Below are 12048 nucleotides of genomic sequence, written 5' to 3' on the forward strand. Positions count from 1 at the left end.
GTTTTCTCCGTTGGCTATCCGGTGTACCATCGGATTAATTTCATGACTAACGATAACGAGAACCCTATGAGCTACCGCGTCATCGCCCTCGATCTTGACGGCACCCTGCTGGACAACCAAAAACGCATCTTACCGCAATCGCTGGAAGCGCTGGCGCAGGCGCGCGCCGCCGGCATCCAGGTGGTGGTGGTCACCGGCCGCCATCATGTCGCCATCCATCCGTTCTACCAGGCGCTGCAGATAGATACCCCGGCCATCTGCTGCAACGGCACCTATCTGTATGATTTTCAGCAGAAGAAGGTGCTGGCCGCCGATCCGCTGGCGAAAGATCAGGCCAAGCAGGTGTTGCAGATGCTCAAACAGACCGACATTCACGGGCTGATGTACGTCGACGACGCCATGCTCTATCAGGAGCCGAGCGGCCACGTGACCCGCTCGCTGGCCTGGGCCGAAACCCTGCCGGTAGCGCAGCGCCCAACGCTGCTGCAGGTCGGCAGCCTGGCGCAGGCGGCCGACGACGCGCAGGCGATCTGGAAATTCGCCACCTCGCACGCCGATACCCTGGCGCTGCGCGAGTTTGCCGACACGGTGGAGAAAGAGCTGGGGCTGGCGTGCGAATGGTCCTGGCACGATCAGGTGGATATCGCCAAAGGCGGCAACAGCAAAGGCAAGCGCCTGCGCCAATGGGTGGAGTCGCAGGGGCTGAGCATGGATCAGGTGGTGGCGTTCGGCGACAACTACAACGACATCAGCATGCTGGAAGCGGTTGGGTTGGGCGTGGCGATGGGCAACGCCGATGACGCGATCAAGGAACGCGCCGATCTGGTGATCGCCGATAACCTGCAGCCGGGCATCGCCGAGGTGATCCGCACCCTCGTACTCTAGTTTTTTCGCCCTCCCGTCGGGAGGGCCTGTCTTAGCGGCTCTCGCGGCTGATCGACACGCTCTTCACCTGCGCGTACAGCCACTGCCCGGGGCGGATCGCCAGTTCATCGCGCGCCCAAGGCGTGATCCGCGCCCACAGCACGTGTTCCCCGACCGCCAGCTTCACTTCCACCTGCCCGTCCACGTCCAGACACTCGCTTACCTTGGCCGGCAACACGTTGCGAATGCTGCTGTTGACCGGTGGCTGCAGCACCAGTGAGACGTCGGCGGCGTTGATGCGAATGCGCAGCTGGGTGCCCAGTTCGGCGTCGATGCCGCTGACCCACAGCCTTTGATCGCCGAGCGCCAGCGCGGTCATGGCATAGCGTTGATGATGCTCAATCACGCTGACGCGCAGCACGCTGCTCTGATCTTCACGCTGTAGCCACGGCCGCAGCGCGCTGCTGGCCCAGACGGCTTCCAGCCCGCCGAACGCGCGCACCTCGCCGCGATCCAGCACCATCACCCGCTCGGCCAGGCGCAGGATCTCGTCCAGGCTGTGGCTGACGTAGAGGATGGGGATGTTGACGTCCTGCGCCAACCGCTCCAGATACGGCAGCAGCTCGCGTTTGCGCGGCAGATCGAGCGAGGCCAGCGGCTCGTCCATCAGCAGCAGTTCCGGCGCGGTCAGCAGCGCGCGGCCGATCGCCACCCGCTGTTTTTCACCGCCGGAGAGCGTCAGCGGCAGCCGATTGAGCAACGGCCCGATGCCCAGCAGCTCGACGATGGTGTTGAACTGCGCACGCATGCCGGCCGCCATGCCGTACTGCAGGTTGCCGCGCACCCGATAGTGCGGGAACAGCCGTGCATCCTGAAACACGTAGCCGATACGGCGCTTTTCCGGCGGCAGGCAAAGGCCCGCGGCGGTATCCACCAGCGTGCGGCCATTGAGCGCGATGCGCCCCTGCTGCAAACGGGTCAGGCCGCCGATGGCGTTGATCAGGGAAGTTTTGCCCGCGCCGGACAGGCCGAAAATCGCGGTGATGCCCTGCGCCGGCAAATCGGCGCGGACGTTGAGATTAAGGTCGCCCAGCTGCTGCGAGAAATCCAGCTCCAGCATTTACACCCCCATCCGTTTGCGGCCCCAGCGGGCCAGCCATTCGGACACCATCAGCGAAGCCAGCGACAGCACGATGGCGATCACGCACAGCCGCGCGGCGGCGGCTTCCGCCCCCGGCGTTTCGATCAGCGTATACATCGCCAGCGGAATGGTGCGGGTTTCACCGGGAATGTTGGAGACGAAGGTGATGGTGGCGCCGAACTCCCCCAGCGAGCGGGCGAAGGCCAGCACCACGCCGACAATGACGCCGGGCAGCGACAGCGGCAGCGTGATGGTGAAAAACACCCGCCACGGGTTGGCGCCCAACGTGCGCGCCGCCTGCTCCAGCCGGGTATCCACCGCCTCCAGCGCCAGCCGGATGGCGCGCACCATCAGCGGAAACGCCACCACCGCCGATGCCAGCGCGGCGCCGCGCCAGCTAAAGCTGAAGCTGAAGCCGAACCAGTCGTACAGCCACTCGCCGATGACGCCGCGCCGCCCCATGGCGATCAGCAGCAAATAGCCGACCACCACCGGCGGCAGCACCAGGGGCAGGTGAATGACGCCGTCCAGCAGCGCCTTGCCGGGAAAGCGGCAACGCACCAGCACCCAGGCCATCAGAATGCCGAACGGCAGGCTGCAGACCACCGCCAAACCGGAGACTTTCAGGCTCAGCTCAACCGCCTGCCACTCGTACTCACTCAGAATCATTTACGCGGGGTGAATCCATAATGTTCAAAAATAGCGGCCGCTTCCGGGCCCTTCAGATAGGTATAGAAAGCGCTGACCGTCGGATTTTGACGATCTTTCACAATCGCCATCGGATATTCAACCGGTTTGTGGCTGTCTTCCGGGAATACGCCCACCACTTTCACCTTGTCGCTGGCGACCGCGTCGGAGCCGTAGACGATGCCGAGCGGTGCTTCACCGCGCTCCACCAGCGCCATCGCGCTGCGCACGTTGTTGGCGCGCGCCAGTTTCGGCTCCAGCGCGCTCCAGACGCCCAGGTGTTCCAGCGCCTCTTTGGCGTAGATGCCGGCCGGCACGTGATCCGGATCGCCCACCGCCAGACGGCCGCCGTTGAGCAGCTTGGTCCAGTCGGTCTGCTTGTCGATGGCGATCTTATCTTGCTTATCGCTCTTGGCGGCGATCAGCACCAGTTCGTTACCCAGCAGCGTATAGCGGGTGTCTTTCACCATCTGCTGCTTGTCGATGGCGTAATCCATCCACTGTTGATCGGCGGAGATGAACAGATCGGCTGGGGCGCCCTGCTCAATTTGGCGCGCCAGCGTCGAAGAGGACGCAAAGGAGGAAACCACCTGCACATCCTTGCCTTTTTGATACTGGGTGGCGATGTCCTGCAGCGCGTTGGTCAGCGACGCGGCGGCGAACACGGTGATCTTTTCCGCCGCCGAAGCCTGTGCCACCAGGCCCGATGCCAACACGATCCCGCCAACCCATTTGGTCCATTGCTGTTTCATTGTTTTTCTCCGCAAGTTAACGTGCATTATCACTCTTCGTTATATAAAAAATAATATAACGTTGCGCGAAAGCTTGTCATGCGGTTTATCGGCAAAGCGTGAGATAACTTGAGGAATGCCCGCCGGGCGACGCCGGCGGGTATCGGGATGGGGAACGGTCAGTGCTGGGTGCGGTTTTCTTTCGAACGGCCCACTTTGGAGAAGACGTTGAACACTTCGCCAAAACCGTAGATCAGGCCGAGGATCAGCGCCATGACCACCGGCACCATGACCACGGCAAACAACAGACTTTTCAATAATTCCAACATGATAGCCTCGCTTAACTGCCCATTGAGCGGCAAATGCCTTTCACCGCATATCGGGTTATTCTAACCCAAAAAAATCGGTAAAACCGGAGTTATTTTAGCCAGCGGGGCGAAATTGTGATCGGCTAAACGTGCCCTTTGGCGCTTTGCCGCCAAATCGGCGACAATAAGATTTTTGCCGCCGACAGGATGCGCTATGCAGGCCGAAATTCTTCTGACTCTCAAACTCCAGCAAAAGCTGTTCGCCGATCCGCGCCGCATCGCGCTGCTGAAACAGGTGCAGCACACCGGCTCGATCAGCCAGGGCGCCAAACTGGCGGGCATCAGCTATAAAAGCGCCTGGGACGCCATCAATGAAATGAACCAGCTGGCGGAACAAACGGTGGTGGAACGCGCCACCGGCGGTAAAGGCGGCGGCGGCGCGCAGCTGACCCACTATGGCCAGCGGTTGATCCAGCTGTATGACCTGCTGGGCCAGGTGCAGCAAAAAGCTTTCGACGTGTTGCAGCAGGACGATCTGCCGCTCGACAGCCTGCTGGCGGCCATCTCGCGCTTCTCGCTGCAAACCAGCGCGCGCAATCAGTTCTTCGGCACCGTCATCGAACGCGATCATCAGCAGGTGCAGCAGCACCTGGCGATTTTGTTGAACGACGGCACCACTCGCCTGATGGCGGCCGTCACCCAACAAAGCGCCGACCGGCTGCAGCTGACGCCGGGTAAAGAGGTGCTGGCGCTGATCAAGGCGCCCTGGGTGCGGTTAAGCGTCGATACGGCGGAGCATACCGGCGTAGATAACGCGCTGGCGGGCGTGGTGGCCGGCATTCAGCCGGGCGCTGAACACAGCGAGGTGCTGGTGACGCTGGCGGGCGGCGAAACCCTGTGCGCCACCCTGACGACGGCGGAGTTGCAGCGTCTGCAGCTGAGCGTCGGCGCCGCCGTACACGCCCTGTTCAACGCCGATCGCGTGATTGTCGCCACGTTGTGTTAAGCGCAACGTGACGTTGCGTTTTTGTTGATTGACATCCCCCTGCAATGCGCCTATTTCTAAGGCAAGTAATTGCAAAAAAAGGAACAGGTGATGTCGTCGTTGCACATTTCGCAAGGTTCATTCCGCTTAAGCGATACCCGCACCCTGACGCTGGACGCGCTGGAAATCCAGGCCGGCGACAGCTGGGCCTTCGTCGGCGCCAACGGCAGCGGCAAATCCGCCCTGGCGCGCGCGCTGGCCGACGAACTGGTTCTGCTGAGCGGTGAACGCCGCAGCGATTTTCAGCACGCGGTGCGCATCTCCTTCGAACAGCTGCAAAAAATGGTCAGCGACGAGTGGCAACGCAACAACACCGATCTGCTCAGCGCGGACGAGGAGGACACCGGCCGCACCGCGGCGGAAATCATTCAGGAAGAGGTGAAAGACGCCGCGCGCTGCGAGCGGCTGGCCGCGCAGTTCGGCATCACCGCCCTGCTGACGCGCCGCTTCAAATACCTCTCCACCGGCGAAACGCGTAAAACCCTGCTGTGCCGGGCGCTGATGCCCGAGCCTGACCTGCTGATCCTCGACGAGCCCTTCGACGGGCTGGACGTTCACTCGCGCGCGCAGCTCGCCGCGTTGCTGAGCGAGCTTTCCGCCCAGGGTCAAACCGTGGTGCTGGTGCTCAACCGGTTCGACGAAATACCGGATTTTGTGCGGCAGGTGGGCGTGCTGGCGGACTGCACCCTGACCAGCCGCGGGCCGCGCCGCCAGGTGATGGCGGACGCGCTGGTGGCGCAGCTGGCGCACAGCGAAAACCTCAGCGGGCTGGCGCTGCCGGAGACCGAGGATCCGACGCAAAAGGTGACGCTGCCGGCGGATCGGCCGCTGATCGTCCTGCGCGACGGCGTGGTCAGCTATAACGATCGACCGATCCTCAATCATCTCGACTGGCAGGTTAACCCCGGTGAACATTGGCAGATCGTCGGCCCGAACGGCGCCGGCAAATCCACGCTGCTCAGTTTGATCACCGGCGATCATCCGCAGGGCTACAGCAACGATCTGACGCTGTTCGGCCGCCGCCGCGGCAGCGGGGAAACCATCTGGGAGATCAAGCGCCATATCGGCTACGTCAGCAGCAGCCTGCATCTGGACTATCGCGTCAACACCAGCGTGCACAACGTGGTGCTGTCGGGGTTCTTCGATTCGATCGGCATTTATCAGGCGGTGTCGGATCGTCAGCGGCAGCTGACCGAACAATGGCTGGCGCTGCTCGGGCTCGACGGCGCGCGCGGCGATGCCCCGTTCCACAGCCTTTCCTGGGGCCAACAGCGGTTGGCGCTGATCGCCCGCGCGCTGGTGAAACACCCGGCGCTGCTGATCCTCGACGAGCCGCTGCAAGGGCTGGATCCGCTCAATCGCCAGCTGGTGCGTCGCTTCATCGACGTGCTGATCGCCCAGGGCGCCACCCAGCTGCTGTTCGTCTCGCACCATGCCGAAGACGCGCCGCAGTGCATCACTCACCGCCTCAGCTTCGTGCCCGACGGCGAGGGCGGCTACGGCTACCAACAGCAACGGCTGGAGGCGGCCTCCGCCTGAAGCGCGGCGTAAACATATCCGGCAACACTTCACCGCAGCACATCACATTTGGCCTTTTATCATAGAAAGAAAGAAGGCCATTTTCTGGAGACGCCATGTCCGCTGCGTTGATTATTATCGACCTGATCGAGGAGCTGATCGGGCCCAAAGGGCGCGCCAATCACTGCCGCGAACAGGTGGTGGCGACCCACCTGCTCGCCAACGTCAATGCCGCCGCGGCCTACGCCCGAGTGCGAAAAATCCCGGTGATTTGGGTGCGGGTGGGATTCGCCGACGATTATCATGATATTCCCCCCCATTCGCCGCTGTTCAACCATTTAAAACAGATAGGCGCGCTGCGGCTTAACAGCCCGGGCTGCCGCTGGGTGCCCGAACTGCATCAGGAACAGACCGATCTGCTGTTTGAAAAAACGGCGGTAAGCGCCTTCTCCGGTAACAATTTGTTAGCCTGGCTACGGCAGCATCGGTGCCATCATCTGCTGCTGGCGGGCGTCAGCACGCCGCTCGCCATCGAGAGCACCGCGCGTCAGGCGCACGACGCCGGCTTTCAGGTGACCGTGCTGCACGACCTGTGCGCGGCCCCCACGCAGGAGATCCATCAGCAGAGTCTGGACACCCTGCAAAATCTGGCCGAAATCACCCGCTCGCAGGCCTGGATGAAAGGCTGACCCGCGTTGTCGCCGGTCGTATGGGCCGGCATCATGCACAAATCCGTCACTGCCCCGACCTTTAGCGTCATTTGGGTGTGCTACTATCCGCTTTAGCGCTCAATTTCGCCATCATCGCACGCCGCAAAGGCGCTGAGCGCCGTGTACATATTTTAAAGGGACATATTATGTGGGGCGTACTGGCTGCTTCGTTATTTTTCTTGCCGTTTAACCGGCTGATAGCCTGGGTGATCCTGGCCGCCTCGGCGGGCATGGGGCTTTATCATGGGGTACTGACGCCACTCAGCCTGAGTTATCTGCTGGCGATCGTCGCGTTGGCGGGGCTGCGTCACCATTTTCGCGAGCAGCGTAATCTGGCGATCGCGTTCGAAGGGTTGGTGGTCGCCGGCTGCATCGCGCTGTTCTTGCATCTGGTGCCGGGCATCCACAACCCGCTGATGATCGACGGCGACAAAGCCGGCCCGCTCAGCGCGCCGTTCACCATGTATTACAACTTCGACAAGGCGATGGTGCCCTTCCTGCTGTTCGCCTGCTTGCCTACGCTGTTCAGAACCGATAAAGCGGAAAAAAGCGTCGCCTCGGGTTCCTGGATTGCATTGATCATCAGCGTACCGGCGCTGTTGCTGCTGGCCGTGGCGCTGGGCGGTTTAAAAATCGAACTGCATGCGCCCGCCTGGATCCTGCCGTTCGTGATGGCGAACCTGTTCTTCGTCTGCATGGCCGAAGAAGCGCTGTTTCGCGGCTACCTGCAACAGCGCCTCAGCCAATGGCTGGGGGCCTGGCCGGCGCTGATCGTCGCCGCCCTGGTGTTCGGCGCCGCGCATTTGGCCGGCGGCATGCTGATGGTGATCTTCGCGACGCTGGCCGGCGTGATCTACGGCCTGGCATGGATGTGGAGCGGCCGCCTGTGGGTGCCGATTCTGTTCCATTTCGGGCTTAACCTGACCCATCTGCTGTTCTTCACCTACCCGCTGTATCAGCACCCCTGACGGCTGACGCCGGCAGAGAGCCTCTCTCTGCCGGTTGACCAGGTGAAAACGCTATCACCGGCAGCTCACCGCAATCCCCTCAAACACGTAGCCACCGGCTCATCTCTGCCCATCCGGCGCTTTTCAATGAAGTGTAAACGATTCCATTTTTCGCGTTAGATCACCTTTTTATCGCCGCGAGCATGCTATCTTTTTGCGCAATGTACTCTCCCTTTTCAGCAACGGGCGTATCAAGACGGCGGCTGAAAGCGATTACACCTCGTCGACGCCAAGAAAGGAACCGTATGACGGCATTTAACCCTATCGATCATCCACACCGCCGCTACAACCCGCTGAGCGCCCAGTGGGTGCTGGTCTCACCGCACCGCGCTAAGCGCCCCTGGCAGGGCCAACAAGAGGCCGTCCCTACGGAAACGCTGCCGGCGCACGATCCCGACTGTTTCCTGTGCCCGGGCAACGCGCGCGTCACCGGCGATCGCAATCCGGATTATCGCGGCACCTACGTCTTCACCAACGATTTCGCCGCGCTGATGAGCGATACGCCGCCGGCGCCCGACAGCCAGGATCCTTTGATGCGCAGCCAGAGCGCGCGCGGCGTCAGCCGGGTGATCTGCTTCTCTCCCGATCACAGCAAGACCCTGCCCGAATTGCCGCTGCCGGCGCTGGAGCAGGTGGTCGCCGCCTGGCAGGCGCAAACCGATGAGCTGGGCAGTCAGTACCCCTGGGTACAGCTGTTCGAAAACAAAGGCGCGGCGATGGGCTGCTCCAACCCGCACCCGCACGGGCAGGTCTGGGCCAACAGTTTTCTGCCGAACGAGGCCGAGCGCGAAGATCGCCTGCAGCACGAGTATTTTCGGGAACACGCCACCCCGCTGCTGCTGGACTACGCGCAGCGCGAGCTGGCCGCCGGCGAACGCATCGTGGTGAACACCGAACACTGGCTGGCGGTGGTGCCCTACTGGGCCGCCTGGCCGTTTGAAACGCTGCTGCTGCCGAAAGCGGCGGTGCAGCGCATTACCGATCTCAGCGCGGCGCAAAGCCAAGATCTGGCGCTGGCGCTGAAGAAGCTGACCAGCCGCTACGACAACCTGTTCCAGTGCTCCTTCCCCTATTCGATGGGATGGCACGGTGCGCCGTTCAACGGTGCCGACAACCGACACTGGCAGCTGCACGCCCATTTCTACCCGCCGCTGCTGCGTTCAGCCAGCGTGCGCAAATTTATGGTCGGGTACGAGATGCTGGCAGAAACCCAGCGCGACCTGACCGCCGAACAGGCCGCAGAGCGTCTGCGCGCCGTCAGCGATATTCATTACCGTGAAGCCGGAGCCCAAGCATGAGCCTGAAACCGCTTACCCATTCCCTGTTTACCGAACACTTCGGCTACGCGCCGGCGTTGACCATCCAGGCGCCGGGGCGGGTGAACCTGATCGGCGAGCATACCGATTACAACGACGGCTTCGTGCTGCCCTGCGCCATCGATTATCAAACCGTCATCACCTGCGCCAAGCGCGACGACCGCCAGATCCGCGTACTCGCCGCCGATTATCAGAATCAGCAGGATCAATTCTCGCTCGACGATCCGATCGTCAGCCACCCCGATCAGCGCTGGTCCGACTATGTGCGCGGCGTGGTGAAGCACCTCCAGCGCCGCAGCGCCGACTTCGGCGGCGCGGATCTGGTGATCGCCGGTAATGTGCCGCAAGGGGCGGGGCTCAGCTCCTCCGCCGCACTGGAAGTGGCAGTGGGCCAGGCGCTGCAGGCGCTCTATCAGCTGCCGCTGGACGGCGTAGCGCTGGCGCTGAACGGCCAGGAGGCGGAGAACCAATTCGTCGGCTGCAACTGCGGCATCATGGATCAGCTGATCTCCGCGCTCGGCCGGCGCGACAGCGCTCTGCTGATCGACTGCCGCTCGCTGGAAACCCGTGCGGTACCGATGCCGGACAACGTCGCGGTGGTGATCGTCAACTCCAATGTGCAACGCGGGCTGGTGGACAGCGAATACAACACCCGCCGCAAACAGTGCGAGGAAGCGGCGCGGTTCTTCGGCGTCAAGGCGCTGCGCGACGTCAGCCCCGAACAGTTTGAGGCGCGTCAACACCAGCTCGATCCGTTAGTGGCCAAACGCGCGCGCCATGTGATCAGCGAGAACGCCCGCACGCTGGCAGCTGCCGAGGCGCTGGCGGCCGGCGATCTGCAGCGCATGGGCCGGCTGATGGCGGAGTCGCACGCCTCGATGCGCAACGACTTTGAAATCACCGTGCCGCCGATCGATAAGCTGGTCGAGATCGTCAAAGCGACGATCGGCCCACGCGGCGGCGTGCGCATGACCGGCGGCGGCTTTGGCGGCTGCATCGTCGCGCTGATACCGCAAGATCTCGTGGAGACGGTGCGTGCCGCCGTGGCGTACGAGTATCCGCGGCAAACCGGCGGATTGCGGGAAACCTTCTATGTCTGCCAGGCTTCGCAAGGCGCCGGCCTATGCTGACGGCAACGGCGGCACTCGCCCCCGATGGGCAACCTTATCAGCTGACGCAGCTGCAAAACGCCGGCGGCATGACGGTGACGCTGATGGACTGGGGCGCTACCTGGCTGTCCGCCGTCTTGCCGCTCAAATCCGGTGAAAGCCGCGAGCTGTTGCTCGGCTGCCGCAGCCCGGCGGACTACCAACGTCAGGGCGCCTATCTGGGCGCCACCGTCGGCCGCTACGCCAACCGTATCGCCAACGCCAGTCTGCCCATCGACGGTAAACCCCATGCGCTGGCCGCCAATCAGGGCGCCCACCAGCTGCACGGCGGCCCCGACGGTTTCCATGCCCGCCGCTGGCGCCGGGTACAGCACGATGCGCAACAGGTCTGCTATGCGTTGCATTCAGCGGAGGGCGATCAGGGTTTCCCGGGCAATCTCGACGTGCAGGTCTGCTACCGCCTGACCCCCGACAATCGCGTGGAAATCAGCTATCTGGCGCAGGTCGATCGCCCCTGCCCGGTCAACCTGACCAACCACGCCTATTTCAATCTGGACGGTGCCGGCACCGACGCCCGCGCCCAGCGGCTGCAGCTGTTCGCCGAACGCTATCTGCCCGTCGACGCCGAGGGCATTCCCTGTGCCGGGCTGACGCCGGTGGACGGCAGCGGCATGGATTTTCGCCAGCCGAAAACGCTGCTGCAGGATTTTCTGCACGACCGCGACCAGCAGCGGGTAAAAGGCTACGATCACGCTTTTCTGCTGCACCGCACCTGCGGCGCGCTGGAGTGCCCGGCGGCCCATTTATGGTCCGCCGACGGGCAAGTGCAGATGAGCGTGTTCACCGACGCGCCCGCACTGCAACTCTACAGCGGCAATTATCTGGCCGGCACGCCGGCGCGCGACGGCGGCAGCTATGCCAACCACGCCGGCGTGGCGCTGGAGAGCGAGTTTTTGCCGGACAGCCCGCACCATCCCGAATGGCCGCAGCCGGACTGTTGGCTGCAGCCGGGGAGCCGCTACCGCAGCGCCACGCATTATCAGTTTTATCCTATCTGACCCGCCACGCCCCTCGCCATGCGGCCGGGGGCGATTTGTTATAAATGCTTACCTTTTAGCGCTATCCCCCCACCGGCGCCCACCTTCCCTTATTCCAAAGCGCGCACTACACTCAGGCTACCGTGATAAGCACAACGCCTTGTGCAACGTCACAATTTTCGGCCGATGGCGGCCAATCAATAGCTGAAGGAACACCTATGCGTCTGATTACTGCACTTCCATTGCTGGCGGGCTTAATGCTGAGTACCAATCTGATGGCGGCCGACGCGACGACGGCGACAAAAACGCCTTCGCCGGCGCAGGCGGCCCAACAGAAACGCATGACCGATTGCAACCAGCAGGCATCCACCAAGTCGCTGAAAGGCGCGGATCGCTCCACCTTTATGAGCACCTGTCTGAAATCCGAAGGCGCCGCCGCGACGGGCAAAACCCTGACGCCGCAGCAGCAGAAAATGAAAAGCTGCAACGCCGACGCCAAGACCAAGGATCTGAAGGGCGACGCGCGTAAAACCTTCATGAGCAACTGCCTGAAAAAATCGGCCTGACTTTCCCCA

At 62.7% G+C, this 12048-nt stretch carries 13 protein-coding genes; 9 read left to right on the forward strand and 4 right to left on the reverse strand.

Translation table 11 applies throughout. The features are described from left to right. Nucleotides 1–66: 66 nt before the first annotated feature. Entirely contained in the window at nt 67–885 is an 819-nt protein-coding gene (locus tag GF111_RS06130; protein WP_038870947.1) for a pyridoxal phosphatase, read from the forward strand. Between the two features lie 31 nt (nt 886–916). Here the strand turns inward: GF111_RS06130 and modC are convergent, their stop codons facing one another. From modC to GF111_RS06150, 4 genes are all read right to left on the reverse strand, one after another. Continuing rightward, nucleotides 917–1984, reverse strand: a complete 1068-nt coding sequence (modC, locus tag GF111_RS06135) for a molybdenum ABC transporter ATP-binding protein ModC (RefSeq protein ID WP_047728437.1) — start codon at nt 1982–1984, stop codon at nt 917–919. Next, nucleotides 1985–2674, reverse strand: coding sequence for a molybdate ABC transporter permease subunit (modB, locus tag GF111_RS06140; RefSeq protein WP_015377003.1), 690 nt, complete (start codon nt 2672–2674; stop codon nt 1985–1987). After that, a complete protein-coding gene (modA, locus tag GF111_RS06145; RefSeq protein ID WP_048232964.1) occupies nt 2671–3444 on the reverse strand; it encodes a molybdate ABC transporter substrate-binding protein in 774 nt (257 codons plus the stop codon). Before modA ends, modB begins: the two co-directional genes overlap by 4 nt. A 158-nt stretch (nt 3445–3602) precedes the next feature. Next, complete coding sequence (locus GF111_RS06150; protein ID WP_004939813.1) at nt 3603–3752, reverse strand: AcrZ family multidrug efflux pump-associated protein; 150 nt, start codon at nt 3750–3752, stop codon at nt 3603–3605. A gap of 193 nt (nt 3753–3945) precedes the next feature. On the opposite strand from GF111_RS06150, the gene modE reads away from it, so the two are divergent. The 8 genes from modE to GF111_RS06190 all read left to right on the forward strand — a co-directional run bounded on the left by modE (nt 3946) and on the right by GF111_RS06190 (nt 12039). Continuing rightward, on the forward strand, nt 3946–4737 hold the full coding sequence (gene modE / locus GF111_RS06155) for a molybdenum-dependent transcriptional regulator (protein ID WP_038870958.1): 792 nt from the start codon (nt 3946–3948) through the stop codon (nt 4735–4737). Nucleotides 4738–4827: 90 nt separating this feature from the next. Further along, complete coding sequence (gene modF, locus GF111_RS06160; RefSeq protein ID WP_060434284.1) at nt 4828–6315, forward strand: molybdate ABC transporter ATP-binding protein ModF; 1488 nt, start codon at nt 4828–4830, stop codon at nt 6313–6315. 95 nt (nt 6316–6410) lie between these two features. Then, nucleotides 6411–6983, forward strand: coding sequence for a cysteine hydrolase family protein (locus GF111_RS06165; protein WP_038870961.1), 573 nt, complete (start codon nt 6411–6413; stop codon nt 6981–6983). 167 nt (nt 6984–7150) lie between these two features. Continuing rightward, nucleotides 7151–7972: a CPBP family intramembrane glutamic endopeptidase gene (locus GF111_RS06170; RefSeq protein WP_038870964.1), complete on the forward strand. Its 822-nt coding sequence runs from the start codon at nt 7151–7153 to the stop codon at nt 7970–7972. 284 nt (nt 7973–8256) lie between these two features. Continuing rightward, nucleotides 8257–9309, forward strand: a complete 1053-nt coding sequence (gene galT / locus GF111_RS06175; RefSeq protein WP_038870967.1) for a galactose-1-phosphate uridylyltransferase — start codon at nt 8257–8259, stop codon at nt 9307–9309. After that, nucleotides 9306–10457, forward strand: coding sequence for a galactokinase (galK, locus tag GF111_RS06180; protein ID WP_047728448.1), 1152 nt, complete (start codon nt 9306–9308; stop codon nt 10455–10457). The genes galT and galK overlap by 4 nt, the downstream gene beginning before the upstream one ends. Continuing rightward, nucleotides 10451–11494 carry a galactose-1-epimerase gene (gene galM / locus GF111_RS06185; RefSeq protein ID WP_055317478.1) on the forward strand — a complete coding sequence of 348 codons (1044 nt, stop codon included), beginning with the start codon at nt 10451–10453 and terminating at the stop codon, nt 11492–11494. The genes galK and galM overlap by 7 nt, the downstream gene beginning before the upstream one ends. 197 nt (nt 11495–11691) lie before the next feature. Continuing rightward, complete coding sequence (locus tag GF111_RS06190) at nt 11692–12039, forward strand: PsiF family protein (RefSeq protein ID WP_033642211.1); 348 nt, start codon at nt 11692–11694, stop codon at nt 12037–12039. The last annotated feature ends 9 nt before the right edge of the window (nt 12040–12048 follow it).

It is taken from the genome of Serratia sp. HRI (genome assembly GCF_010119335.3).
In the GTDB taxonomy this organism is placed as follows: Bacteria; Pseudomonadota; Gammaproteobacteria; order Enterobacterales; family Enterobacteriaceae; genus Serratia; species Serratia nevei.